Raw genomic sequence first — 25,969 nt, 5'->3', positions numbered from 1 at the left:
CAACGATGTTTCACGTGGAACCAGCCGAGCCGGGCGGGGCTCGGGGCTCGGGCAAAGCCGGTACGGAAAGGCCCCTCTAACCGCGTTTCCGCAGGTCAGAGGGGCCTTCAGGGGGTGGAGCCTAGGGGAGTCGAACCCCTGACATCTGCCATGCAAAGACAGCGCTCTACCAACTGAGCTAAGGCCCCGGAAGGGAAGCGTCCGCCGGGAGAATCTTCTCCCGGAAGAGCGTCGCAGCCCAGAGTACCGGGTTACCCCCAGGATCCTGCAAAAGGATTGGGGTCCCAGTGGACGACCACTCTCCATAAGATGCTCGACGTGGTTCGCTTCAGCGAACCGCGGTACGAAGCGATGGGGAGACGCGCATGGACGCCGCACAGCAGGAAGCAACCGCAAGAGCGCGGGAGCTGCAGCGGAATTGGTACGGGGAGCCGCTGGGGGCGCTCTTCCGTAGGCTTATAGACGACCTGGGGCTCAACCAGGCTCGTCTGGCGGGGGTATTGGGACTGTCAGCACCGATGCTGTCGCAGCTGATGAGTGGTCAGCGCGCCAAAATCGGCAACCCGGCGGTGGTGCAGCGAGTGCAGTTGCTGCAGGACCTCGCGGGTCAGGTCGCCGACGGCAGCGTGAGCGCCGCTGAGGCCACCGAGCGCATGGAGGAGATCAAGAAGTCGCAGGGGGGCTCGGTGCTCAACAACAGCACGCAGTCGTCGACCAGTTCGGGTGCTCCCACGGTCAAGCGCGTGGTGCGCGAGATACAGTCGCTGCTGCGCTCCGTGTCGGCCGCGGGGGACATCATCGAGGCGGCGGACACCCTCGCCCCGAGCCACCCGGAACTGGCAGAGTTCCTCCGGGTGTATGGGGCGGGCCGCACCTCCGACGCGGTCGCGCACTACCAGTCCCACCAGAGCTGAGCCCACCGCCCGGCCGTCGAACACCCCGTAGCCGTAGGCCCGTTGAGCCGTTGGATTCGGGGAGCCAGGCAGCCGGGCCTCTCGATGAGGCCGCCGTGCCGACCGCCGAAGGGGGAGCGACGCACGACCATGGGTGAGGTCTTCGCCGGCCGGTACGAACTGGTCGATCCGATCGGACGCGGGGGAGTCGGTGCGGTCTGGCGCGCCTGGGACCACCGGCGGCGCCGGTATGTGGCCGCCAAGGTTCTGCAACAGAGCGATGCGCACGCGCTGTTGCGCTTCGTGCGGGAGCAAGCGCTGCGGATCGATCATCCGCATGTGCTGGCTCCCGCCAGCTGGGCGGCCGACGACGACAAGGTCCTGTTCACCATGGACCTGGTCGGCGGAGGCTCGCTGGTCCATCTGGTCGGGGATTACGGTCCCCTGCCGCCGACGTTCGTCTGCACTCTGCTCGACCAGCTGCTGGCGGGGCTTGCCGCGGTGCACGCGGAGGGGGTCGTGCATCGCGACGTCAAGCCCGCCAACATCTTGCTGGAGGCGACCGGAACGGGACGCCCGCGGCTGCGGCTGTCCGACTTCGGCATCGCGATGCGCCTGGGTGAGCCACGGCTGACGGAGACCAACTATGTGGTGGGGACGCCCGGTTACCTCGCGCCCGAGCAACTGCTCGGCGAGGAGCCGGACTTCCCCGCCGACTTGTTCGCCGTGGGTCTGGTCGCCCTCTATCTGCTGGAGGGCGCCAGACCCGATGCCAAGGCACTCATCGAGTACTTCGCGGTGCACGGCACCCCGGGTGCCCCGAAGGGCGTTCCGGAGCCGCTGTGGCAGGTCGTGGCGGCCCTGGTGCAGCCGGATCCACAGGCGCGGTTCCGCACCGCCACGGGGGCGCGCAAGGCGCTCGCCTCGGCCAGGGAGCTTCTGCAGGACCCCGGCTCCGACGACGAAGTGATCGAGATCTTCGACCAACTCGGCCCGCTTCCGCCGGGGTTCGGCCCGGAGGGTCCGCTCCCCGCGGGGGCCGGCCCGGACGGCCCACTCCCGACCACGCCTGGCCAGGGGCAGACCAGCACTCCTCAGCGCCCCAACCCGGGCCACGACAGCGCGACTCAGCACACCAACGCCGGCACCGCGCCGCCACATCCGCAGACGGGCGCCGTCTCGACTCCGGCCCAGGCGGGCGCCGTACCCCCTGACGGCACCCCCACGCCCGACGCCGTACCGCCTCCCTCGGCCCCCGATGCCGTACCCCCACAGCCCTCCCCGAAGTCCACGATGTCGGACACCGGCAGCTTCCACCTGCCGCCTCCGCCTCAGCCCCAGACGGCCACCTCTCACCCGCAGCGGCACCAGCGGCCGGCCCAACCACAGCTCCCCCCACAGCCCCAGCAACCAGCACAGCAACCAGCACAGCCACAGCCCGAGCAGGCCCCCACTCCCCCCAGCTCGTTCGCGCTCCCGGCTCCCGCCCACGCTCCGTCGTACGGGCCCATGCATGTGCCCTCCCCCCAGGCCGCGACCCCCGCGTCGCAGCCGCACGCATTCGCCTCTACTGGTTCGTACACCGCTCGCGACGTTCAGGTTCCGCCTCAGCCACAGCCAGTTGCTCGGCACCGTGGCAGGCGCGCGCTCCGGCGCCCCGGGCCGCCCGCGCAGGTGGCGATTCCGGTGCTGCTGCTCGCGCTGGTCTGCTTCGCGGTCGGGTTCTGGGCCCTGACTCGGATCTGAGCCCACGAGGCCCGGACCTGAGGCTGTGGGACCCGGCTTGATGAGTCGGCCAGGCCCCGGCCTGAGTCGGCGAGCTACCGGGCCCGCGGCGGCTCGTACTCCCGCGCGACCGCACCGCCGGCCATCGCCGCCGCACCACCCGCCCGCCGCCGGGCGACCACAGTCCACACCCCGAGCCCCAACACGAGCACGCTCCCCGCGCCGATCCCGCCCGCGGCCACCAGCTTCATCGCTGTGTCGCTGTCCCCGCCGTCACGTCCGTCCACCGACGCGGCCCCGCTCGGCGCCGCGCCCTTGCCCCCCGCTGTGACGTCGAACACACCGCGAGGCTTGGCCACCCCCGCGTACGCCGGCTCGGCGCCCGCCGCACCGCTCACCCGCACACGCAGCGTCAGCCCGAGCGGCCCCTCGCCGAACTTGTCGGCCGCCTCGGCGCCGAGATGCACGGCGAGGTAGTACCAGCCGGCGAACCGCATCCCGCTGACCTGGTTGTCGACGGTGTACCGGTTCTCGTACGCGACCGCGGGCAGCGGCTCCAGGGCGGCCGACTTCGGTGTGCCGTCGTATCCGGTGTCGGCGTCGTCCACGAAGGCGCGCACGGGGTTGTAGAGCGACATGACGAGGGCGTTGCCCAGGAAGCCGTCGCCGTCGGCCGCGCCCAGTTCGGCCGTGGCGTAGAGCTGTTGCCCCCAGTCGACCGGAATTCGGTAGAAGCGCGTCTGCCCGGCCCGGATGCCGTCTTGCCAGACGCCCTGCTCGAGGGCGCGCGCCTCGTTGAAGCTCGTGCCGCCCCTGCGGATCTTCGGCATGCCGCTGACGGGCTCTGGGGAGGCGGAATTCCAGTTCTCGGGGGCGATCGTCGGGCCGGTCCCCTTCAGGGCGGCCTCGGACACGTACTGAAGCTCCAGGCTCCAGTCGTCCGGCGAGGAACCGGCTCGGCTGGTGCGCTCCACGACCACGGTGTACGTCCCTGCCGCCTGGCAGGCGTACCCGCCGGCCCGGCGCGACGCCCAGGCGGTCAGGGGGCGCGGGCTCTCGGTGGGCCCGAAGCGGGCTTCCTCGGCGTCTCCGGAGAAGCAACTGTGGCCGTCGGGGTCCTGGAGGGAGACCTTGAGACCGTCCGAGGAGGCGACCTTCGTCCCCGTCCTGGGGAGGGCGGTGGCCGAGACGTACGCGTTGGAGACGGTGTCGAGCCGGAGGCGGTAGTAGACCTTCTCGTTGTTCTGGATGGAGCTCTTGTAGGTCTCGCCCGGGGCCAGCTGTACGGCCTCGGCCGCGGTCGGCGCGCCGTCGACCGGCTGGGCGTCCTCGGCGAAGACGTACGGATCAGGCGTACCGGCCGCCCTCTCCTGGCCGCGCGCCTGCCCCTGCGCCGGCCCGGGCAGCACCGCGACCGCGCACAGCGCCGCCACACAGGTCAAGGCCGTACGGCCGCGCCACCGCACCGTGCGCCGCCCCATCACGCGCCACCCCTCGTCGTAGCCCCGGATCGTCACCCACCGGGCTCTCGCGGACCGGCATAGTCACGACCCGGACACCGCGAAGCCCCGACCATCCTGCCCCGCCCGCCACCGCGCCATCCCCCGCTTCGGCGACGCAAGCGCTTCCTGTGGGTGGGGGGACACATGGAAGGACATGAAGACATGTGGACAACGAAAACCCCGACCGCGAGGGCGGTCGGGGTCTGTACTGAGACTGTCGTCGGTACTCACGAACCCGTGGGCACGGAGTCAGTCGCCTCCGTCCACAGATCCTGCTCGGCGCGATCCGCCTGGATCTGGCGGTACACGAGGAGCCCGCCGATGGCGGCCAGTGCGACCAGGAGAAGCTTCTTCACCGCGCGACCTCGTCTTTCCTTGACGTAGGGGACTTCTGGCGCCCGACTATACACACCGACCGATACCGATCGGTGACCTGCGTCGGCCCTCAACTCCCGCCCGGCACACAGCCGTAGAAGCGGACGTCACGGCTCCGACCGCAGAGCGACAACTCACCGCATTCTGAAACTTTCAGCACCTTCATCCACTCTACGGACCTCTTGGGTCCATCTGGGTGGTGCTCATCTGAAGAGCGACGCACCACGAGCGTCGGTCCACCACTTCACACCCCTCATACACATCATGAGGAAAGTACGCAAATCACCCAACCCGAAAGTGAGGGACCGAGGCCAGGAACAAGGTCGTGAAGCTGTGGACCGCCGTCATCACCGCCTTCATCGCACTGTGCACGACGCTCGGACTCGTCACGACAGCCGGCGCGGCCACCGCGGTACCCCAGACCGAGTCCGCCCGCAACGCGAGCCCCACGGTCACGGCCCCCGCGATGTCCCGCTGGACCTGGTCCTTCAGCCGCACCCTGCCCCCCACCATGAAGCAACGCATCCACGCCGAGGCCCACGGCTCCGCCCTCAACTGCCGCCACCGCCCGCCGACGGACGTGGACACCCCGTCCGAGGCCCAGGAGGAGGCGGACTCCGCCGCCCCGTGCACGACCTGACGTAGCCCGCCGAACACCCCTGGCAACCTCACAGCCGGGCGAACTTGCGTACGCCGCCGGACACGAGAAAGACCCCCAACCGCGACTGGTTGGGGGTCTTCGTGGTGTGGGGCTAACAGGATTTGAACCTGTGGCCTCATCCTTATCAGGGATGCGCTCTAACCAACTGAGCTATAGCCCCGCCGCGCTCTGCGGTGTACGTCCCGCGCGCTGACCTCTGAAGATTAGCGCACCTCCGGGTCAGTCCCAAAATCGATATCCGAGGCGGCCTCTCGCCGGCCCGGACAGCGTGTGAGCGCATCCCTGACAAGGATGCGCTCACACCGCCAAGAGGTCCCGAAGACGGTTACTCGTCCTCCGCGAGCGTCAGCTCGATGCCGCCGACGAAGCCCGCGGAGAGGTTGTAGATGAACGCGCCGAGGGTGGCGAGCGCGGTGGCGAGGACGACGTCGATGACCGCGATGATCGACGTGAAGATGAGCACGCGCGGCAGCGACAGGAAGGACTGCAGATCGAAGCCGTTGGACTCGTTCGAGCCCGTGGCCTCGGAGATCGTGCCGCCCACCGTGGAGAAGACGCCCATGGCGTCCATGACCATCCACAGCACCGCGGCCGCCACGATCGTGCAGATGCCGAGCGCGATGGAGAGCAGGAAGCTGACCTTCATCACCGACCAGGGGTCGGCCTTGGCCACCCGAAGGCGTGCCTTGCGGGTGCGAGGTGTCGTACGCGCCCCGGTGCGCGGCCGGCGGACGGCGCCAGCCGCCGGCGGCGGCTGTGTCGGGTACGCCTGCGGCGGGTGGTACGGCTGAGCGGGCTGCTGCGGCTGCCGCTCGCCGGGCAACGGCGAACCGGAAGCCGGGGGCACCGGCGCGCCTGGGGCCGCGCCCGCCGCGTACTGCGGCGTCTGCGCGCCTCGGGTGTCCGTCACAGTTCCCCCTTGGGATCCATGTGCGTCATTGGAGTCATGGGAGTCCTTCGCGTCCGTGGCGGGGCCACGGCCGCCGTCCGTCTCCGTACCGGTCGATCCGGCGCCCGTGGCTCCGCTCACGATGACTCACTCCTCGCGCTACTCGGCCGTGGACTCGTCGCCCTCGTCCGTCGTGCCGTCGACCGTGTCGGCCTCGTCCGATTCGTCGACGTCCACAGCGTCGACCTCCTCGGCCTCGCGACCGGCCTCGGCGTTCCGAGCGATACCGACGACGGCATCGCGCTTGCCCAGGTTGATCAGTTGGACGCCCATGGTGTCACGGCCCGTCTCCCTGACCTCGTTGACTCGCGTACGAATCACACCGCCCGACAGTGTGATGGCGAGGATCTCATCCGTCTCCTCGACCACCAGCGCGCCGACGAGCGATCCACGGTCCTCCACGATCTTGGCGGCCTTGATGCCGAGGCCACCGCGACCCTGGACGCGGTACTCGTCGACGGGCGTCCGCTTCGCGTACCCACCGTCGGTGGCGGTGAACACGAACGTACCCGTTCGAACAACATTCATCGAGAGCAGCTCGTCTCCCTGACGGAAGCTCATGCCCTTGACACCCGAGGTGGCGCGGCCCATGGGGCGCAGTGCGTCATCCGTCGCCGTGAACCTGATCGATTGTGCCTTCTTGCTGATCAGAAGCAGATCGTCCTCTGCTGAAACCAGCTCGGCGCCGATCAGTTCGTCGTCGGAACCGTCCTCCGTTTCACGGAGGTTGATCGCGATGACGCCGCCGGAACGCGGGGAATCGTAATCTTTGAGAGGCGTCTTCTTTACCAGCCCTCCCTTGGTGGCCAGTACGAGATAGGGCGCCGCTTCGTAGTCGCGGATCGCGAGGATCTCGGCGATCGCCTCGTCCGGCTGGAAGGCCAGCAGGTTCGCGACGTGCTGTCCGCGCGCGTCCCGGCCGGCGTCCGGCAGCTCGTACGCCTTGGCCCGGTAGACGCGGCCCTTGTTGGTGAAGAACAGCAGCCAGTGGTGCGTCGTCGACACGAAGAAGTGGTCGACGATGTCGTCTTCCTTGAGCTTTGTGCCGCGTACGCCCTTGCCGCCGCGCTTCTGGGAGCGGTAGTCGTCGGTTTTTGTGCGCTTGACGTAGCCACCGCGCGTGATGGTGACGACGATGTCCTCTTCTGCGATCAGGTCTTCCATAGACATGTCGCCGTCGAAGGGCACCAGCTTGGAGCGGCGGTCGTCGGCGAACTTCTCGACGATCGCGGTGAGTTCCTCGCTGATGATGCCGCGCTGGCGGACCGGCGAGGCGAGGATCTCGTTGTATTCGGTGATCTTCGCCTGGAGTTCGTCGTGCTCCTGGACGATCTTCTGGCGCTCCAGGGCGGCCAGGCGCCGCAGCTGCATCTCGAGGATGGCATTGGCCTGGATCTCGTCGATCCCCAGAAGGCCCATCAGGCCCTCTCGCGCGATCTCGACGGTGTCACTGCGCCGGATCAGTGCGATGACGTCGTCGATGGCGTCCAGGGCCTTCAGAAGGCCGCGCAGGATGTGCGCGCGCTCCTCGGCCTTGCGCAGCCTGAAGCGCGTACGACGGACGATGACCTCGATCTGGTGGCTCACCCAGTGGCGGATGAACGCGTCGAGGGACAGCGTGCGCGGCACGCCGTCCACCAGCGCCAGCATGTTGGCGCCGAAGTTCGTCTGCAGATCGGTGTGCTTGTAGAGGTTGTTCAGTACGACCTTGGCGACCGCGTCCCGCTTCAGGACGATGACCAGGCGCTGACCGGTACGGGACGAGGTCTCGTCGCGTACGTCCGCGATGCCGCCGATCTTGCCGTCCTTCACGAGGTCGGCGATCTTCTGCGCGAGGTTGTCCGGGTTGACCTGGTAGGGGAGCTCGGTGACCACCAGGCACTGGCGGTTCTGGATCTCCTCGACCTCGACGACCGCACGCATCGTGATGGAGCCGCGGCCCGTGCGGTAGGCCTCCTCGATGCCTTTTCGGCCCACTACCAGGGCACCGCTCGGGAAATCGGGTCCCTTGATGCGCTCGATCAGGGCGTCCAGAAGCTCCTCGTGGGAGGCGTCGGGGTTCTCCAGGTACCACTGGGCGCCGGCCGCGACCTCGCGCAGGTTGTGCGGCGGGATGTTGGTGGCCATGCCGACCGCGATACCCGCCGAGCCGTTGATCAGCAGGTTCGGGAAGCGGGCCGGCAGGACCGTCGGCTCCTGGGAGCGGCCGTCGTAGTTGTCCGTGAAGTCGACGGTCTCCTCGTCGATGTCGCGGACCATCTCCATGGACTGCGGCATCAACTTGCACTCGGTGTACCGCATGGCGGCGGCCGGGTCGTTGCCCGGAGAGCCGAAGTTGCCGTTGGAGTCCACCAGCGGCATCCGCATCGACCACGGCTGCGCGAGGCGGACCAGCGCGTCGTAGATCGAGGAGTCGCCGTGCGGGTGGTAGTTGCCCATGACGTCGCCGACGACGCGGGCGCACTTGTAGAAGCCCTTCTCGGGCCGGTAGCCGCCGTCGTACATGGCGTACAGCACACGGCGGTGGACGGGCTTGAGACCGTCCCGTACGTCCGGCAGCGCGCGCGAGACGATGACGGACATCGCGTAGTCGAGGTAGGAGCGCTGCATCTCCGTCTCGAGCCCGACGGGCTCGACACGCAGGGCCAAGCCCTCGTCCACAGGCGTGACTGGAATGTTCTCGTCGGTCATTGCTGGTGAAGATCCTTTCTGGTGCGGTCAGCTGAGACCGACTCAGATGTCGAGGAACCGGACGTCCTTGGCGTTGCGCTGGATGAACTGGCGGCGCGCCTCGACGTCCTCGCCCATCAGAACCGAGAACAGGTCGTCGGCCTGCGCGGCGTCGTCGAGCGTGACCTGGCCGAGGACGCGGTGCTCCTGGTCCATGGTCGTGATGCGCAGCTCCTCGGCGTTCATCTCGCCGAGACCCTTGAAGCGCTGGACCGAGTCGTCGCGGATGCGCTTGCCGTTCTGCCGGCCGAGCTCGATCAGCGCGTCGCGCTCGCGGTCCGAGTACGCGTACTCGAAGTCGTCCCGGCCCCACTTGATCTTGTAGAGCGGGGGGCGCGACAGGAAGACGTGACCCGCCTCGACCAGCGGCCGCATGAAGCGGAACAGGAACGTCAGCAGCAGGGTGTTGATGTGCTGGCCGTCGACATCGGCGTCCGCCATCAGAATGATCTTGTGATAGCGGAGCCTCTCGATGTCGAAGTCCTCGTGGACTCCGGTGCCGAAGGCCGAGATCAGCGCCTGGATCTCCTGGTTCTGCAGGATCTTGTCGATCCGCGCCTTCTCGACATTGAGGATCTTGCCTCGGATCGGGAGGATCGCCTGGTACTCGGGGTTGCGGCCGGACTTGGCGGAGCCGCCGGCGGAGTCACCCTCGACGATGAAGATCTCGCACTTGGTGGGGTCGTTCGACTGGCAGTCGGAGAGCTTGCCCGGCAGGGACGCCGACTCCAGCAGGCCCTTGCGGCGCGTCAGGTCGCGCGCCTTGCGGGCCGCCACGCGCGCGGTGGCCGCCTGGATGCCCTTGCGGACGATGTCCGCGGCCTCGGTCGGGTTGCGGTCCAGCCAGTCGTTGAGGTGCTCGTAGACGACCTTCTGGACGAAGGTCTTCACCTCGGTGTTGCCCAGCTTGGTCTTGGTCTGGCCCTCGAACTGCGGCTCGCTCAGCTTGACCGAGATGATCGCGGTCAGACCCTCGCGGATGTCGTCGCCCGTGAGGTTGTCGTCCTTCTCACGCAGCAGCTTCTTGTCGCGCGCGTACTTGTTGACCAGGTTCGTCAGCGCGGCGCGGAAGCCCTCTTCGTGCGTACCGCCCTCATGCGTGTGGATGATGTTGGCGAAGGAGTACACACCCTCGCTGTAACCGCTGTTCCACTGCATCGCGAGTTCGAGGGAAAGGCTCTTGTCCTTGTCCTCGGCCTCGAGGTCGATCACGGTGGGATGCACCACGTCTCCCTTGCGGGAGTTGAGGTACTTCACGAAATCGACGATGCCGCCCTCGTAGTGGTACGAGACGCTCTTGACCTCGTGCTTCTCGTCCTCGCCCGCCTCGTCCGCCCCGGCCGTGGCCTTCGCCGACTCGCGCTCGTCGGTGAGGTTGATCCTCAGCCCCTTGTTGAGGAACGCCATCTCCTGGAAACGCCGCGAGAGTGTCTCGAAGGAGTACTCGATGGTCTCGAAGATGTCCGGGTCGGCCCAGAAGGTGACCGTGGTGCCGTGTTCGTCCGTGGCCTCGTGCTTGGCAAGCGGGGCCGTCGGGACCCCCAACTTGTAGTCCTGCGTCCAGCGATAGCCGTCGGTCTTGATCTCGACGGAGACCTTGGTCGACAGGGCGTTCACGACGGAGACACCCACGCCGTGCAGACCGCCGGAGACCGCGTAGCCGCCGCCGCCGAACTTTCCGCCCGCGTGCAGGACCGTCAGCACGACCTCGACGGCCGGCTTGCCCTCGGAGGGGACGATGCCGACCGGGATGCCACGACCGTTGTCGACAACCCGCACGCCGCCGTCGGCGAGGATCGTGACGTCGATGGTGTCCGCGTGGCCGGCCAGCGCCTCGTCGACGGAGTTGTCGACGACCTCTTGCACCAGGTGGTGCAGTCCGCGCTCACCGGTCGAGCCGATGTACATGCCCGGTCGCTTGCGGACCGCGTCCAGACCCTCGAGGACGGTGATGGCACTGGCGTCGTACAACGAGGCTGTGACCTCGTCGTTCGCGCCGGCGTCGGTGGACGGGATGTTCTCGTTGGGGTTGCCGGAATCGGCCACGAAGCGCCCTTTCTGGCACAGCACAAGCCAAGCTCTCAGCGGATGGCCGGAGCGGCTGCGGCGTGTTGCGTTGGTAAGCCTTAGTCAGCGTTGCTCGGTGTGTCCCACAAGTGGGGCGGGATTAGCCTCCAGTCTACCGGTAGCGCCGACAGTGATGGGCGTTTGCCGGTACCTGAGTCCGCACGTGCCGCCCTGAACCGGACTCGGCCGACTCCCCATACGTCGACCCGGAGTCCAAGAGGCTCACAGCGGCACTCAGCGCTTCGGGATACCAACCCCGCGCTACGAACGGCATACCGCCCGGTCTGACTCACTCGTAGGTGTCACCGGGACCCCTGCTGCCAGGCGCGCGCAGAGGGCCGAAGCGGCGGACGGGACCCCCGGGACCGTGCACCTTGATCAGCCGCACCGTGCCATGGCCGAGGTCCTCGTTCAGGCGGGCCACCAGCTGCGGGGCGAGCAGGCGCAGATTCGTCGCCCACGCCGTGGAATCGCACCGTACGGTGAGGATCCGCTCGTCCTCGTCGTACGTCTCCGGTACGCAGTGCTTGGCCAGGTCGTCGCCGACGATCTGCGGCCATCGGCCCATGACCCCGCCCACAGCGGCCGGAGTCTCCCAACCGCGCTCGGTGATCAGCCGGTTGATGGCGGCGCCGAGCGCCATCGGATCGCGGCCGTCGGCGCGCGCACCGGAGCGCAGGCCACCGCGTCGCGCCTGCTTCTTCTGCCGCGCCGCGTCCCCACGCGCGCGTGCCTGTTCTTTCGCCGCGCGCAGGGCCACGCGCGCGAGGTCGACGCCGGACGGTTCGGGAGTCTTGGAGCTCTTCTCCGGTTCCGGTGTGTTCTTACTCATACGCGCTCCACCGTGCCCTCCGCCACCACGTACCGAGTCCCCGTCAGTACGGCCGGTACGTCGTCGTCGACCGCCGCCGTCACCAGGACCTGCTCACCCGGCGCGACCAGCTCGGCGAGACGTTCGCGGCGCCGGGTGTCGAGCTCGGCGAACACGTCGTCGAGGACCAGCACCGGCTCGTTGCCCTCGGCCCGCAACAGGTCGTACGAGGCCAGGCGCAGCGCCAGCGCGTACGACCAGGACTCGCCGTGTGACGCATATCCCTTCGCGGGCATCTGGCCAAGTTTGAGCAGTAGTTCGTCCCTGTGCGGGCCGACCAGCGTGACGCCCCGCTCGATCTCCTGCTTGCGGGCTTCCGCCAGGGCCGCCATCAGCTGCTCGTGCAGCTCCTCGCGCGCGTGGCCGACGATTTCGGGCGAGGAGGGCTTGTACTCCAGGGTTACGGGGCCGCCGCCGGGCGCCAGCTGCTCGTACGCCTTGTCGGCCAGCGGCTGGAGCGCGGCGATCAGATCGAGCCGCTGCGCGAGCAACTCGGCGCCCACGCGCGCGAGGTGCTGGTCCCACACGTCGAGTGTGGACAGGTCCATGGATCGGCCGCCATGGCGACGGGCCAGCGCGGCCGACTTGAGGAGGGTGTTGCGCTGCTTGAGCACGCGCTCGTAGTCGGAGCGCACGCCCGCCATGCGCGGGGCGCGCGCGGTGATCAGCTCGTCCAGGAAACGCCGACGCTCGCCCGGGTCGCCCTTGACGAGCGCGAGATCCTCGGGGGCGAACAGCACGGTCCGTACGATGCCGAGTACGTCACGGGGTCTGACCTGCGACGACCTGTTGATACGGGCGCGGTTCGCCTTCCCGGGATTCAGCTCCAGCTCGACGAGCTGCTGGCGCTCGCCCTGCCGGACCTGCGCCCGGATGATCGCGCGGTCCGCACCCACCCGTACAAGAGGTGCATCGGAGGAGACGCGATGGCTGCCCAGGGTAGCCAGATAACCGACCGCCTCGACAAGGTTCGTCTTGCCCTGCCCGTTGGGGCCCACGAACGCCGTGACGCCCGGGTCGAGCGCGACCTCGACCCGGGCGTACGAGCGGAAGTCGGCCAGCGACAGATGCGTGACGTGCATGGTCGTTCGCCGACCTCCCCCAACGTGATGCTTCCGGTTGTCCCCGGCTTGTCCCCTGCTTGTGGACGACCGGGTCACCCCAGGTGTGGAGAACCCGGGATGTGGACTACTTCTTCTCGACCGCGTGGCCGCCAAACTGGTTCCGCAGCGCCGCGATCATCTTCATCTGCGGCGAGTCGTCCTGCCGGGACGCGAACCGCGCGAAGAGCGACGCGGTGATCGCCGGCAGCGGGACCGCGTTGTCGATGGCGGCTTCCACAGTCCAGCGGCCCTCTCCGGAGTCCTGTGCATAACCCTTGAGCTGTTCCAGGTGCTCGTCCTTGTCGAGGGCGTTGACCGCCAGGTCGAGCAGCCAGGAGCGGATGACCGTGCCCTGCTGCCAGGAGCGGAAGACCTCGCGTACGTCGGTGACGGAGTCGACGGCCTGCAGGAGCTCCCAGCCTTCGGCGTAGGCCTGCATCATCGCGTACTCGATGCCGTTGTGGACCATCTTCGCGAAGTGCCCGGCGCCGACCTTGCCCGCGTGCACGGCGCCCGCGTCACCCTCCGGCCTGAGCGCGTCGAAGACCGGCTGCGCCTTGGCTATGTTCTCGGCGTCGCCGCCGTACATCAGCGCATAGCCGTTCTCCAGGCCCCAGACGCCGCCTGAGACGCCGCAGTCGACGAAGCCGATTCCCTTGGCCGCCAGCTCCTCGGCGTGCCTCTCGTCATCCGTCCAGCGCGAATTGCCGCCGTCCACGACGACATCGCCGGGCTCCAGAAGATCGGCGAGCTCGTCGATGGTGGACTGGGTCGCCGCCCCGGCCGGGACCATCACCCACACCACACGAGGAGCGTCAAGCTTGCCCACAAGCTCCTCGAGGCTGTGGACATCGGCGAGGTCCGGGTTGCGGTCGTATCCGAAGACGGTGTGGCCTGCGCGGCGTATGCGCTCGCGCATATTGCCGCCCATCTTGCCGAGACCGACGAGACCGAGCTCCATCAGGGTGTTCCTTCACTGACGACGTGGCGTGAGGGCACTTTCGCACCTGCGTCCGAGCCTAAACCCGGACGCTCCCGCACATCTGTGGGCATAGCCGCTCAGACGTACGCCCTCAGCTGTGGACTTCGTCAGCCGCTGAGCCGCACCGGCATGATCAGGTACTTGTACGCCTCGTCCGCCTCCGCGTCCACAGCCGGCTTGCCGCTGAGGAGCGCCGGCTTGGTGGACGTCGTGAAGGAGAGCTGGGCCACCGGGGAGTCGATGGCGCTCAGGCCGTCGAGCAGGAAGGTCGGGTTGAAGGCGATCGAGACGTCGTCGCCCTCCAGCTGGGCGTCCACCCTTTCCACAGCCTGTGCGTCGTCGCTGGAACCGGCCTCCAGGATCAGCACGCCCTGCTCGAAGGAGAGCCGCACCGGAGTGTTCCGCTCGGCCACCAGAGCCACACGCTTGACGGCCTCCACGAAGGGGGCGGTCTCGATGACGGCGATCGAGTTGAACTCCGTCGGGAACAGCGAGCGGTACTTCGGGAGGTCGCCCTCCAGCAGACGCGTGGTCGTACGCCGTCCCGCGCCCTCGAAGCCGATCAAGCCCTCGCCCGCGCCCGAACCGGACAGCGCCAGGATGACGCTGTCGCCGCTCGTGAGGGCCTTGGCGGTGTCCAGGAGCGTCTTGGCGGGCACCAGGGCGACCGCGGACGCCTCCGGGTTCTCCGGCTTCCACAGGAACTCGCGGACCGCGAAGCGGTAGCGGTCGGTGGACGCCAGCGTGACCGTGTCGCCCTCGATCTCGATGCGTACGCCGGTGAGGACGGGCAGCGTGTCGTCACGACCGGCGGCGATGGCCACCTGGGCGGCGGCAGAAGCGAAGACCTCACCGGGGACGGTGCCCGTGGCCGACGGCATCTGCGGCAGCGCCGGATACTCCTCCACAGGCAAGGTGTGGAGTGTGAAGCGCGAGGAGCCGCAGACCACCGTCGCCCGTACACCGTCTGTGGAGATCTCCACCGGCCGGTTGGGCAGGGCACGGCAGATGTCTGCGAGCAGGCGCCCGGAGACCAGCACCGTGCCTTCCTCGTCGACCTCGGCGTCCACGGAGACGCGCGCCGAGACCTCGTAGTCGAAGCTGGACAGGCTCAGTGCGCCCTCCTCCGCCTTCAGCAGAAGGCCGGCGAGCACAGGCGCCGGCGGTCGTGCCGGGAGGCTGCGTGCCGCCCAGGCCACTGCCTCCGCGAGTACGTCGCGTTCCACCCGGATCTTCACCGTTGCCGCCTCCGTCTGTTGCCGGCGCTCTCGCCCTGCTTCGCGTTCGTCGTCTGACTCGGTGTCGCTCGGTCCGCTCAGGGGAAGGACACCGGGGACCAGTCTGACGCACAGCACTGACAGTCGGTGCCCCTCGGGGTCAAGTCGTTCCGAGCGGCACCTGAGGCGCCGAGCGCGAGTTGTGCACAGCCCCGTCTTCGAAACGAATTCCCAGCTCTCTCTAGTTGGGAGTAGTAGTAGGGGCTGTGGATACCGTGGATAACCCCGTATGCGCAGGTCAGCACCGGTTTTTTGTCCACTGGCCCTGTGGGCGGAGGCGGTGGACAACTTGGGTGCGCTGTGGACGGCGAAAAGTTCTGCACACCCGATGCACAGGCTCGGGCTACTTCTCCCCAGCTGCGTCCCCAGACTTGCCCATGTTTCCCACAGCCCAACCGGGCACCTTGGTGTGACGCCTTTCACTCGGCGCGGTGAAAGAGCACGTCACGTTGCCGAACAGTGGACAGTGATGTGGAGAAGTCGGAGATCGCTGGGGACAACTGGCCTCAACCTGTGGGCCGTCGGTGGACAACTTTCTGCACAGCCTGTGGATCTTCTTGTCGTCCACAGACTGTGGAGATCGTCTGTCCACGAATCCACAGTCGGCTGACCTGGCTTGATCCTCTTTCTCCAGCACGCCCTGTGGACACAGTCTGGACAACTTCCCGGTCCCCAGGGTGTGGACGCTGGAGAGTCACGGAATCTGTGGAGGGTGGCCGTAACGCGGCGCGTATTCGAACAGCGGGTGCTCGCCGGGTGAACCGCGGTTCGATGGGGATCACGGTCCGCAGCGGCGGAGGACGACCGTAGAAGGCCTGCGAGAACCTGGCAGGAGCCGTACGAGATCAGCGAAAGGCGCCCTCGGGAAAGTGCCCCGGGGCGCCCTCAGCGACGTACGGAAAGAGCTGTCAGCTGTTCTTGATGCGGTTCGTGAGCTCGGTGACCTGGTTGTAGATGGAGCGCCGCTCGGCCATCAAGGCGCGGATCTTGCGGTCGGCGTGCATGACGGTCGTGTGGTCACGGTTGCCGAACTGCGCGCCGATCTTGGGGAGCGACAGGTCGGTGAGTTCCCGGCACAGGTACATGGCGATCTGCCGGGCCGTCACCAGAATCCGGCTGCGCGAGGCTCCGCACAGGTCCTCCACGGTGTGGCCGAAGTAGTCGGCGGTCGCGGCCATGATGGCGGTTGCCGTGATCTCCGGGGCCGCGTTCTCGCCACCCGGGATCAGGTCCTTGAGGACGATCTCGGTGAGGCCGAGGTCCACCGGCTGCCGGTTGAGCGAGGCGAACGCCGTGACGCGGATGAGCGCGCCCTCCAGCTCGCGGATGTTCCGTGAGATCCGCGAGGCGATGAACTCCAGGACCTCCGGGGGGGCGTTGAGCTGTTCCTGCACCGCCTTCTTACGAAGGATGGCGATGCGCGTCTCCAGCTCGGGCGGCTGGACATCGGTGATCAGCCCCCACTCGAAACGGTTCCGCAGCCGGTCCTCCAGGGTCACCAGCTGCTTGGGCGGCCGGTCCGAGGACAGCACGATCTGCTTGTTCGCGTTGTGGAGCGTGTTGAAGGTGTGGAAGAACTCCTCCTGCGTCGACTCCTTGTCCGCGAGGAACTGGATGTCGTCGACAAGGAGGATGTCCATCTCGCGGTAGCGCTTGCGGAAGCTGTCGCCCTTGCCGTCGCGGATGGAGTTGATGAACTCGTTGGTGAACTCCTCTGAGCTCACGTACCGGACGCGCGTGCCCGGGTAGAGGCTGCGGGCATAGTGGCCGATCGCGTGCAGCAGGTGTGTCTTGCCGAGTCCCGACTCCCCGTAGATGAAGAGGGGGTTGTACGCCTTCGCAGGTGCCTCGGCGACGGCGACCGCGGCCGCGTGCGCGAAACGGTTCGAGGCTCCAATGACGAACGTGTCGAAGAGGTACTTCGGGTTCAGGCGTGCGGTGGGCTCGCCCGGACCTGTCGCGGGAGCCGGCTGCGCGGCCAGCGGGCCGGGTGCGCCGCTGGGGGCGGGCAGGGTCGAGCCGACGGGACCACCGCGGTGGACGTGACCGCTGCCGGACGGTGACGGCTGCTCGGGCAGCTCGCGGCGGTCCGGCCGCTGGTCGTAGTCGGAGCGGGGCTGGTCGTAGTCGGGCCGCTGCTGTTCGTAGCGCGGGCGCTCCAGGGACTGCGGCCGGTAGTCCTGCGGGGGCGTCGCGTACGGGTCTCGCTCCGGGAAGCCGAGCCGCTGCTGCTGCCAGCCGTAGTCGTCGCCCTGTGAGGGCCGCGGCCAGCTGCCCTGCTCGGGGCGCGGCTGGTAGTCGGGATACGCAGGACGGGCGGTCGGGAGCGGGTCGGGGCGGCCCTGAGGGTGGTCGTGGTTGCGGTCGTGGGGTCGGTCGTCCGCGCGGTGGCGGCCGTACCCCTCGTATCCGTCCCGTCCCTCGTATCCGTCTCTGCCGCCCTGGGCGGACGGGGGCTCGGTCTCCTCGTAGCGTGGCCGGCGCTGGGCGGGGGGCGTCGGCGGGGGCTCGCCGGCGGAGTCGTCGACGGTGATCGCGATACGGATCGGACGGCCGCACTCGCGGCTCAGCGTGTCACTGACGATCGGCGCCAGGCGCCCTTCGAGCACGCCCTTCGCGAATTCGTTGGGAACCGCGAGCAGCGCGGTGTCCGCGACCAGTGCCAGCGGCTGGCAGCGCTTGATCCAGTGCTCGTCCTTCGCCTCGACGCCCTGCCCTCGTCCCTCACCGAGGAGTTGCTCCAGTACGCGTGGCCACACTGCGGCAAGATCGGCAGGTACGTCAGCCACAGGGCACGCTCTCTCACGGGTCCCTCGAACGAGTGGTTCGCGGGACGGGTTGGTATGTCACTCGGGTGGGCGGGTGGAACCAGGCAGTTCGGGCGGGGCGAACGAATCAGACGGGTCAGGGAGAGGGGAACGAATCGAAGTCCGGCCACGGTAGTCAGGGCGACCGCTGCGGTTCAAGTTGTTGTCCCCAGCCTGTGGATAGTGTCTCCTGTCGCCGCTGGTTTGACCGGATGGCGTAGCCGCGCGTACCGTTGCCAGGTCGAGTTGTCGATGGCTGCTGCCGCCTGCCTCCGATGGGCATAGATCACATACGAGTGATCGGGAAGCGGTGCACTCGGGCGTAATGCGAGCTACTCGTGGGCGCACGGTGACAGCCATGACGGCACCCCGCCACCTACCGATTCTTTCTGGAGCCCCCGAGTGAGCAAGCGCACCTTCCAGCCGAACAACCGTCGTCGCGCCAAGACCCACGGCTTCCGGCTGCGTATGCGCACCCGTGCCGGCCGCGCGATTCTCGCGTCCCGCCGTGGCAAGGGTCGCGCCCGCCTGTCCGCCTGATCGCAGTACAGGTCATGACGTGCTGCCTACCGAGAATCGGCTGAGGCGGCGCGAGGACTTCGCGACCGCGGTACGCCGGGGACGCCGGGCCGGACGCCCGCTTCTCGTCGTCCACCTGCGTAGTGGTGCAATGGACCCGCACGCGCCTGGGGAGAGCGCTCCCCCGTCGCGTGCGGGTTTCGTTGTCAGCAAGGCGGTGGGGGGCGCGGTCGTACGCAACAAGGTGAAGCGCAGACTTCGTCATCTGATGCGCGATCGAGTGGCCCTGCTGCCCCCCGGTAGCCTGGTAGTCGTACGAGCGCTGCCCGGTGCGGGTGACGCCGACCATGCACAGCTGGCCCAAGACCTGGATGCCGCTCTGCGGCGGCTACTGGGAGGGGGCGCGCGATGAAGTACCCACTGCTGGCTCTCATCAAGCTGTACCAGTGGACCATCAGCCCGCTGCTCGGGCCGGTGTGCAAGTACTACCCGTCGTGCTCCCACTACGGGTACCAGGCCATCGACCGCCATGGTGCGATCAAGGGGACGGCACTCACTGCCTGGCGGATCCTGCGGTGCAATCCGTGGTCGCTGGGCGGTGTGGACCACGTCCCGCCGCGCAAGCGTCCGCGGTGGCACGAAATGCTGCGTAACACCTGGCGCGCACGCAAGGGCGGGAACTCCGCCGCCGAACCGGCCATTGGAGGGCACGGTATGTCCGACCAGCCCTCGAGCCCGGCCGCCGAGACCCCGTCGCATGCTCAAGGAGCCTGATTAGTGGACACGATTGCCAGTATTTTCAGCTTCATCACGACGCCCGTTTCCTGGGTCATCGTCCAGTTCCACTCGGTGTACGGCGCTCTCTTCGGCGATGACACCGGGTGGGCCTGGGGCCTGTCCATCGTGTCCCTGGTGATCCTGATCCGAATCTGCCTGATCCCGCTCTTTGTGAAGCAGATCAAGGCGACCCGGGCCATGCAGACGCTCCAGCCCGAGATGAAGAAGATCCAGGAGCGCTACAAGAACGACAAGCAGCGTCAGTCCGAAGAGATGATGAAGCTGTACAAGGAGACGGGCACCAACCCGCTCTCCTCGTGCCTTCCCATCCTGGCGCAGTCACCGTTCTTCTTCGCCCTGTACCACGTGCTCAACAGCATCGCGAACAACGACACCGTCGGTGTGATCAACACGCGCCTACTGGAAAGTGCGCAGCAGGCGCACATCTTCGGTGCCCCGTTGGCCGCGAAGTTCACCGACAGCTCTGCGGACGTCACGGCGCTCGACGCCTCGCTGACCAGCGTCCGTGTCGTCACCGCAGTCATGATCGTCCTGATGTCGGCGTCACAGTTCTACACGCAGCGCCAGCTGATGACGAAGAACGTCGACACCACGGTGAAGACGCCGTTCATGCAGCAGCAGAAGATGCTGATGTACGTCTTCCCCATCATGTTCGCCGTCTTCGGCATCAACTTCCCGGTCGGTGTCCTCGTCTACTGGCTGACCACCAACGTGTGGACCATGGGCCAGCAGATGTATGTGATCCACAACAACCCGACCCCGGGTTCCAAGGCCCAGGCCTCCTACCTGGAGCGTCTGCACAAGCGCGTCACGCACCACGGCAAGACGCGCGGCCGCGGTGAGAAGGCCATCGTCAAGGCCATTGTCGCCAAGGGCCGTGACCGCAATGAGTACGAGCGCAAGTTCATCAACGGTCTGATCAAGGCGGGCCTCGCGGCCCAGGCCGACGGCACCGTGGCGAAGAGCGAGGTCACGACCGTCGCCGAGACCGAGGACGGTGCCCCGGCGATCAGTACCCCCAAACGCCAGCAGCCCAAGCGGCAGAGCAAGTCCCGGCGTCAGTCGGGCGGCATTCAAGGCGGCGCCAGTGGCGCGAAGACGGCGGGTGACTCCGGGGCGAAGACCTCCCTGAGCAAGTCCGACGGGCCGCAGGACGCCAAGCCAGCGGGCAGCAAGCCTGCCTCGGGCGGTAAGTCCGCCTCGGGTGGCACACGCAGCAAGGCCCAGTCCGGACGCAAGGGGCCGCAGCGGCCCAAGTCACCCTCCAAGAAGTAAGAAGGAGTCCATCCCGTGATGGAAGGCACCACGTCCGCCGCCACCGAGGGTGGCGACACTCTGACCCGCCTGGAGCAGGAGGGTGAGATCGCGGCGGACTACCTCGAGGGTCTGCTGGACATCGCCGACCTCGACGGTGACATCGATATGGATGTCGAGGCCGATCGCGCCGCTGTCTCGATCATCAGCGACACGGGCAGCCGTGATCTGCAGAAGCTGGTCGGCCGTGACGGCGAGGTGCTCGAGGCTCTTCAGGAGCTCACGCGGCTGGCTGTTCACCGGGAGACCGGAGACCGTAGCCGGCTGATGCTGGACATCGCGGGCTACCGCGCCAGGAAGCGCGAGGAGCTGTCCGAGCTGGGCGCCAAGGCCGCGGCCGAGGTCAAGAGCTCCGGCGAGGCGGTGAAGCTGAAGCCGATGACTCCCTTCGAGCGCAAGGTGGTGCACGACGCGGTCAAGGCCGCGGGCCTGCGCAGCGAGTCCGAGGGCGAGGAGCCACAGCGCTTCGTCGTCGTGCTTCCCGCCTGAATCGGTACGTACGTTCCTCCGGCCCCGTCTGTTGCGCAGGCGGGGCCGGACTTTGTCAGCCTGATAGTGCCTGTTGGTTCCTTGTGGCCCTGGTGATCAGCGCCCAGTGCGCTTGTGCGGTACGGAAGGACGGTTCCCCGTGACGGAGGCAGCGGAGCTCCCCCCTGCGCCTGAGCAGGCCCGGGCGGTATTCGGCGATCGCTTCGCAGACGCGGTCCGGTACGCGGAACTGCTGGCGGACGCGGGAGTACGGCGCGGCCTGATCGGTCCCCGCGAAGTGCCTCGCCTGTGGGAGCGGCACCTGCTGAACTGCGCGGTGCTCTCGGAAGTCGTGCCCGAGGGGGTGACCGTGTGCGACGTCGGCTCCGGCGCCGGGCTGCCCGGCATCCCACTGGCCCTCGTCCGCGCGGACCTGAAGATCACGCTGCTCGAACCGCTGCTGCGGCGTACGAACTTCCTCACTGAGGTCGTCGAGTTGCTCGGCCTCGACCATGTCACCGTGGTCCGTGGCCGCGCCGAGGAGGTCCTGGGCAAGCTGCCTCCGGTCCATGTAGTGACGGCACGGGCCGTGGCGCCCTTGGACCGCCTCGCGGCATGGGGCGTGCCGCTACTGCGTCCGTACGGAGAGATGCTTCTGCTCAAGGGCGACACCGCGGAGGAAGAGGTCAAGGGCGCCGGGGCCGCCCTGAGCAAGCTCGGTGCTGTGGAGACCTCCGTGCTCCACGTAGGAGAGGGCTTGGTGAGTCCGCTTGCCACTGTGGTGCGGGTCGAGGTCGGGGAGAGCCCCGGAGGGGTGCGCTTCGCGGCCAAGCGCGCCAAGGCGGCACGGACCGGACGGACGCGGCGTCGTCGCTGATCCGCTCTGACGACGAGACGTACTTCACGCAAGCTGCCAAAACTCGCATGTCGGAGTGTCGCGCAAGTGTCCTTGCCGGCGCTGTGCATCGTGTTTCACGTGAAACGTCGCTCACTGCTGCAGGGCATCATCAATCGCGGCCGCACTGCGGCCGGACCCTGCGACCGCAATCCCCTCAGATCCCTCAGGAGGAAACCCTCTCCGGGCAACAACACGCCCCCCCCGAAGAGGGCGCGGAGTTGTCCACAGAGGTGGGTTTCTCCACAGAAGAACGGACCTCGCTGGTTCACGACCCCGAAGACATGGGAGGCTCTGTTCATTGCGAGCCTGAAGTCGAGGAGAGTGAATCCTTGCGGTCCGACGCCAACATCGCGGGACCGATGACCGATCCGGTCCCCGGTCCCCGTACCGAGTCGATGGGGGACGATGTTTCACGTGAAACACCGCCCCCGATGGACGACACTCCCATCGGTCGTGCTGCCCAACTGGCGGTGGAGGCTCTAGGCCGCGCCGGTGAGGGCCTGCCACGGCCTGAGCAGACCCGTGTGATGGTGGTCGCCAATCAGAAGGGCGGAGTGGGGAAGACCACGACGACGGTCAACCTCGCCGCTTCGCTCGCCCTGCACGGTGGGCGGGTCCTGGTGGTCGACCTCGACCCTCAAGGCAATGCGTCCACTGCGCTCGGCATCGATCATCACGCCGAAGTCCCGTCCATCTACGACGTCTTGGTCGAGAGCAGGCCGCTCTCCGAGGTCGTCCAGCCGGTCCCCGACGTCGAGGGTCTCTTCTGTGCACCCGCCACGATCGATCTCGCCGGTGCGGAGATCGAGCTGGTCTCGCTAGTGGCACGGGAGAGTCGGCTGCAGAGAGCGATCCAGTCGTACGAGCAGCCGCTGGACTACATCCTCATCGACTGCCCGCCGTCGCTGGGCCTACTGACGGTCAACGCACTGGTCGCCGGTGCGGAGGTTCTGATCCCCATTCAGTGTGAGTACTACGCGCTGGAGGGTCTAGGCCAGCTGCTGCGGAACGTCGACCTGGTGCGAGGGCATCTCAACCCCACCCTGCATGTCTCGACGATCCTGCTCACCATGTACGACGGCCGGACGCGATTGGCGTCCCAGGTCGCGGACGAGGTGCGCAGCCACTTCGGAGAGGAGGTGCTGCGGACGAGTATTCCGCGCTCGGTCCGCATCTCCGAGGCGCCGAGCTACGGGCAGACGGTGCTGACCTACGACCCGGGGTCGAGCGGTGCCCTCTCCTATCTTGAGGCGGCACGGGAAATCGCGTTGCGTGGCGTCGGCGTGACGTATGACGCGCAACATGCCCACTTGGGCGCACACAACGATCAGAGCATGGTGGAGGGGATCCAGTGAGCGAGCGACGGAGGGGGTTGGGCCGTGGTCTCGGCGCATTGATCCCAGCAGCTCCAGTAGGGGAGAAGGCGGCACCCTCGGCGGCGGGCGGGGCATCGACCTCGCCAGCCGCGGTGCCGGTACTCACCGCAGAGCGCGGGGTCGCGGCGGCCAAGGTCGCCACGCTTCCGCCGGGCAATGTTTCACATGAAACCGCGGAGCCGTCAGCGAACGGTTTCGCGGAAGTGCCGGCGGCTCCTGTCGGGGCGCATTTCGCCGAGCTGCCCCTCGACTCCATTTCGCCGAACCCGCGCCAGCCCCGTGAAGTGTTCGACGAGGATGCTCTCGCGGAACTTGTCACCTCCATCAAGGAGGTCGGTCTTCTCCAGCCCGTCGTCGTACGACAGTTGGGCCCGGGTCGCTACGAGCTGATCATGGGTGAACGGCGCTGGCGGGCTTGCCGTGAGGCAGGGCTCGAGGCCATCCCGGCGATCGTGCGGGCCACGGAGGACGAGAAGCTTCTCCTGGACGCGCTCCTGGAGAACTTGCACCGCGCTCAGCTGAACCCGCTGGAAGAAGCGGCCGCCTATGACCAGCTGCTGAAGGACTTCAACTGCACGCATGACCAGTTGGCGGACCGGATCGGCCGGTCACGTCCGCAGGTCTCCAACACCTTGCGTCTGTTGAAGCTCTCGCCCGCGGTCCAACGCCGTGTTGCCGCTGGGGTACTCTCTGCCGGTCATGCGCGGGCCTTGCTCTCTGTCGACGACTCGGAGGAGCAGGACCGTCTGGCTCACCGCATCGTGGCCGAGGGTCTCTCTGTGCGGGCCGTCGAGGAGATTGTCACCCTCATGGGATCGCGGCCCAAGTCCACTGCACGCTCCAAGGGGCCGCGGGCCGGCGCGCGGCTCTCTCCGGCGTTGACCGACCTGGCCACGCGCCTCTCGGACCGCTTTGAGACCCGCGTGAAGGTCGACCTCGGCCAGAAGAAGGGAAAGATCACCGTTGAGTTCGCCTCAATAGATGATCTGGAACGGATCCTCGGCTCGCTGGCCCCCGGCGAGGGGCCAGTCCTCCAGAAGAGCCTCTTGGACGACTCCGAGGATTCCGAGGGGTCTGAGGCCTGAGCCTCAAGGGCGGGCACGATTCCTATCGGCCGACCATCAGAGCGGGCCGTGTTCCGGTACACACCGGACACGGCCCGCTCTTTGCTTTCTGGCAGTATCGATGGAATCGCATCGTGGATACGATGCGTTCGGGTATGGCGCATCCACCTGGCAGCACCTTCTATGGGGAGGCGGGGGCCATGCGGGCCATGAACCGCACCGGACTGGTGAGCGCGGGCCTGGGGCTTGGCGCGGTCGGCGGGTTCGTCGGCAGCCTGCTCAGGGAAAGGAGCGCTCTGACAGCCGCTCGTGATGCCGCGGGCGAAGGAAGCGAGGAACTGCCTTCATGGGGCGTCGGCTCGTACCGCTCACGCTGGACAACCTCCAGGACCTTCCCAAGCGCTGTCGCACGTGCGTCTTCTGGGAGTTGGACCCAGTCAGCGGTCAGGCCGCGGTAAAGGCAGGCACACCCGAGCTGGAGAAGGAGGCGTGGATCTCCGCCGTCCTGCTGGAGTGGGGATCCTGCGGCCGGGTCGTCTATGTGGACGAGGTGCCGGTGGGCTTCGTGCTCTACGCGCCGCCCGCGTATGTGCCGCGATCCACGGCGTTTCCCACGAGCCCGGTCTCTCCCGATGCGGTCCAGTTGATGACGGCCTTCATCATGCCGGGCTATCAGGGACAGGGACTCGGACGTGTGATGGTCCAGACCGTCGCCAAGGACCTGCTGCGGCGGGGCTTCAAGGCGATCGAGGCGTTCGGAGACGCCCGGTGGAAGGAACCGGCCTGCGTCCTGCCCGCCGACCACCTGACGGCGGTGGGCTTCAAGACGGTCCGGCCCCATCCGACGTATCCGAGACTGCGGCTGGAGCTGCGGACGACGCTCTCCTGGAAGGAAGACGTGGAGCTGGCGCTCGACCGGCTCTTGGGGGCGGTACAGAAGGAGCCGGCTCTTCGGCCGCTGTAAACGCTTGTGGCGTCTGCTGCATCCGGCAGACGTTCGTGACTTCTGGTCGGCGTCTGTTGCTTCCGGGCGTACATGCGAATGGGCCACCCCCTTCGGGTTGGCCCATTCGTGTTTCACGTGAAACGACGCCGCATCTGTGCAACGGCATAGCCCGATTACTCGGTGATGAAGTCCTCGAGGTCCCGGACGATCGCGGCCTTCGGCTTGGCACCGACGATGGTCTTGGCGACTTCGCCGCCCTGGTAGACGTTCAGGGTCGGGATGGACATGACGCCGTACTTGGCGGCCGTACCCGGGTTCTCGTCGATGTTGAGCTTGACGACCTCGATCTTGTCGCCGTACTCGGCGGCGATTGCCTCGAGCGACGGCGCGATCTGACGGCACGGACCGCACCAGGCGGCCCAGAAGTCCACCAGAACGGGCTTGTCGCTCTTGAGGACGTCCTGCTCGAAGGAGTCGTCGGTCACATGCTTCAGGGTGCCGGCCACTGCGGGCTCCTTAACTGGTTGGTGCGGTGAGGTGGTTGGGGGTCAGACGGTGGTCTTCTCGGGCTCCGCCGCGGCCTCGCCGTCCGTGAGGGCGGCGAGGTGGCGTTCGGCGTCGAGGGCGGCGGAGCAGCCGGTGCC

General features: G+C 67.6%; 23 protein-coding genes and 2 tRNA genes. 12 read left to right on the top strand and 13 right to left on the bottom strand.

Going from position 1 to position 25,969, the window contains the following annotated elements; translation table 11 throughout:
- Window positions 1-115 precede the first annotated feature (115 nt).
- A tRNA-Ala gene (locus ACYVO6_RS48595) sits at window positions 116-188 on the bottom strand.
- A 177-nt stretch (window positions 189-365) separates the two neighbouring features.
- On the opposite strand from ACYVO6_RS48595, the gene ACYVO6_RS48590 reads away from it, so the two are divergent.
- Entirely contained in the window at window positions 366-914 is a 549-nt protein-coding gene (locus ACYVO6_RS48590) for a helix-turn-helix domain-containing protein (RefSeq protein WP_461073312.1), read from the top strand.
- A 129-nt stretch (window positions 915-1,043) separates the two neighbouring features.
- Window positions 1,044-2,639 carry a serine/threonine-protein kinase gene (locus ACYVO6_RS48585; RefSeq protein WP_461073310.1) on the top strand — a complete coding sequence of 532 codons (1,596 nt, stop codon included), beginning with the start codon at window positions 1,044-1,046 and terminating at the stop codon, window positions 2,637-2,639.
- A 74-nt stretch (window positions 2,640-2,713) separates the two neighbouring features.
- Here the strand turns inward: ACYVO6_RS48585 and ACYVO6_RS48580 are convergent, their stop codons facing one another.
- Both ACYVO6_RS48580 and ACYVO6_RS48575 read right to left on the bottom strand, forming a co-directional pair.
- Window positions 2,714-4,135: a hypothetical protein gene (locus ACYVO6_RS48580; protein ID WP_461073308.1), complete on the bottom strand. Its 1,422-nt coding sequence runs from the start codon at window positions 4,133-4,135 to the stop codon at window positions 2,714-2,716.
- 212 nt (window positions 4,136-4,347) lie between these two features.
- Window positions 4,348-4,476: a DLW-39 family protein gene (locus tag ACYVO6_RS48575; protein ID WP_003999697.1), complete on the bottom strand. Its 129-nt coding sequence runs from the start codon at window positions 4,474-4,476 to the stop codon at window positions 4,348-4,350.
- Window positions 4,477-4,820: 344 nt separating this feature from the next.
- Here ACYVO6_RS48575 and ACYVO6_RS48570 point away from each other — a divergent pair, with 344 nt between their 5' ends.
- Window positions 4,821-5,135, top strand: coding sequence for a DUF6344 domain-containing protein (locus ACYVO6_RS48570; RefSeq protein ID WP_461073306.1), 315 nt, complete (start codon window positions 4,821-4,823; stop codon window positions 5,133-5,135).
- 107 nt (window positions 5,136-5,242) lie between these two features.
- Here ACYVO6_RS48570 and ACYVO6_RS48565 read toward each other — a convergent pair.
- From ACYVO6_RS48565 to dnaA, 9 genes are all read right to left on the bottom strand, one after another.
- A tRNA-Ile gene (locus ACYVO6_RS48565) sits at window positions 5,243-5,316 on the bottom strand.
- Between the two features lie 165 nt (window positions 5,317-5,481).
- A complete protein-coding gene (locus tag ACYVO6_RS48560; protein WP_461073304.1) occupies window positions 5,482-6,186 on the bottom strand; it encodes a DUF3566 domain-containing protein in 705 nt (234 codons plus the stop codon).
- Window positions 6,187-6,204: 18 nt separating this feature from the next.
- Window positions 6,205-8,796 (bottom strand): DNA gyrase subunit A, encoded by a 2,592-nt coding sequence (gyrA, locus tag ACYVO6_RS48555; protein ID WP_461073303.1) that lies wholly within the window; start codon window positions 8,794-8,796, stop codon window positions 6,205-6,207.
- Between the two features lie 42 nt (window positions 8,797-8,838).
- Complete coding sequence (gene gyrB / locus ACYVO6_RS48550; RefSeq protein ID WP_461073301.1) at window positions 8,839-10,881, bottom strand: DNA topoisomerase (ATP-hydrolyzing) subunit B; 2,043 nt, start codon at window positions 10,879-10,881, stop codon at window positions 8,839-8,841.
- A gap of 310 nt (window positions 10,882-11,191) precedes the next feature.
- Window positions 11,192-11,734, bottom strand: coding sequence for a DciA family protein (locus ACYVO6_RS48545; RefSeq protein WP_461073299.1), 543 nt, complete (start codon window positions 11,732-11,734; stop codon window positions 11,192-11,194).
- On the bottom strand, window positions 11,731-12,855 hold the full coding sequence (gene recF / locus ACYVO6_RS48540; protein ID WP_461073297.1) for a DNA replication/repair protein RecF: 1,125 nt from the start codon (window positions 12,853-12,855) through the stop codon (window positions 11,731-11,733). The genes ACYVO6_RS48545 and recF overlap by 4 nt, the downstream gene beginning before the upstream one ends.
- 106 nt (window positions 12,856-12,961) lie before the next feature.
- The gene (gnd, locus tag ACYVO6_RS48535) at window positions 12,962-13,837 is read right to left on the bottom strand and encodes a phosphogluconate dehydrogenase (NAD(+)-dependent, decarboxylating) (protein ID WP_461073295.1); all 876 of its coding nucleotides are present in this window, start codon (window positions 13,835-13,837) and stop codon (window positions 12,962-12,964) included.
- A 128-nt stretch (window positions 13,838-13,965) separates the two neighbouring features.
- Window positions 13,966-15,096, bottom strand: coding sequence for a DNA polymerase III subunit beta (dnaN, locus tag ACYVO6_RS48530; protein WP_033321309.1), 1,131 nt, complete (start codon window positions 15,094-15,096; stop codon window positions 13,966-13,968).
- A gap of 947 nt (window positions 15,097-16,043) precedes the next feature.
- Window positions 16,044-17,924: a chromosomal replication initiator protein DnaA gene (dnaA, locus tag ACYVO6_RS48525; protein ID WP_461073293.1), complete on the bottom strand. Its 1,881-nt coding sequence runs from the start codon at window positions 17,922-17,924 to the stop codon at window positions 16,044-16,046.
- Window positions 17,925-18,344: 420 nt separating this feature from the next.
- On the opposite strand from dnaA, the gene rpmH reads away from it, so the two are divergent.
- From rpmH to ACYVO6_RS48480, 9 genes are all read left to right on the top strand, one after another.
- Complete coding sequence (gene rpmH, locus ACYVO6_RS48520; protein ID WP_003949374.1) at window positions 18,345-18,482, top strand: 50S ribosomal protein L34; 138 nt, start codon at window positions 18,345-18,347, stop codon at window positions 18,480-18,482.
- Between the two features lie 19 nt (window positions 18,483-18,501).
- Window positions 18,502-18,873 carry a ribonuclease P protein component gene (gene rnpA / locus ACYVO6_RS48515; protein ID WP_078491857.1) on the top strand — a complete coding sequence of 124 codons (372 nt, stop codon included), beginning with the start codon at window positions 18,502-18,504 and terminating at the stop codon, window positions 18,871-18,873.
- Entirely contained in the window at window positions 18,870-19,235 is a 366-nt protein-coding gene (gene yidD, locus ACYVO6_RS48510) for a membrane protein insertion efficiency factor YidD (RefSeq protein ID WP_033321307.1), read from the top strand. The genes rnpA and yidD overlap by 4 nt, the downstream gene beginning before the upstream one ends.
- Window positions 19,236-19,238: 3 nt before the next feature.
- On the top strand, window positions 19,239-20,534 hold the full coding sequence (gene yidC, locus ACYVO6_RS48505) for a membrane protein insertase YidC (protein ID WP_461073290.1): 1,296 nt from the start codon (window positions 19,239-19,241) through the stop codon (window positions 20,532-20,534).
- Between the two features lie 15 nt (window positions 20,535-20,549).
- Window positions 20,550-21,062, top strand: coding sequence for a Jag family protein (locus ACYVO6_RS48500; RefSeq protein WP_033321305.1), 513 nt, complete (start codon window positions 20,550-20,552; stop codon window positions 21,060-21,062).
- A gap of 139 nt (window positions 21,063-21,201) precedes the next feature.
- The gene (gene rsmG / locus ACYVO6_RS48495) at window positions 21,202-21,918 is read left to right on the top strand and encodes a 16S rRNA (guanine(527)-N(7))-methyltransferase RsmG (protein WP_461073288.1); all 717 of its coding nucleotides are present in this window, start codon (window positions 21,202-21,204) and stop codon (window positions 21,916-21,918) included.
- A 302-nt stretch (window positions 21,919-22,220) separates the two neighbouring features.
- Entirely contained in the window at window positions 22,221-23,294 is a 1,074-nt protein-coding gene (locus ACYVO6_RS48490) for a ParA family protein (protein ID WP_461073286.1), read from the top strand.
- Window positions 23,291-24,400 (top strand): ParB/RepB/Spo0J family partition protein, encoded by a 1,110-nt coding sequence (locus tag ACYVO6_RS48485; RefSeq protein ID WP_461073284.1) that lies wholly within the window; start codon window positions 23,291-23,293, stop codon window positions 24,398-24,400. The genes ACYVO6_RS48490 and ACYVO6_RS48485 overlap by 4 nt, the downstream gene beginning before the upstream one ends.
- Window positions 24,401-24,725: 325 nt before the next feature.
- Complete coding sequence (locus ACYVO6_RS48480; protein ID WP_165341952.1) at window positions 24,726-25,343, top strand: GNAT family N-acetyltransferase; 618 nt, start codon at window positions 24,726-24,728, stop codon at window positions 25,341-25,343.
- 155 nt (window positions 25,344-25,498) lie between these two features.
- Here ACYVO6_RS48480 and trxA read toward each other — a convergent pair whose 3' ends face one another.
- Window positions 25,499-25,831, bottom strand: coding sequence for a thioredoxin (trxA, locus tag ACYVO6_RS48475; RefSeq protein ID WP_033321301.1), 333 nt, complete (start codon window positions 25,829-25,831; stop codon window positions 25,499-25,501).
- Between the last annotated feature and the right edge of the window lie 138 nt (window positions 25,832-25,969).

The sequence above is a fragment of the Streptomyces pseudoechinosporeus genome, assembly GCF_054783935.1.
Note: the sequence above shows the minus strand (reverse complement) of the source record. Positions and strands in the feature narration are given on the sequence as shown.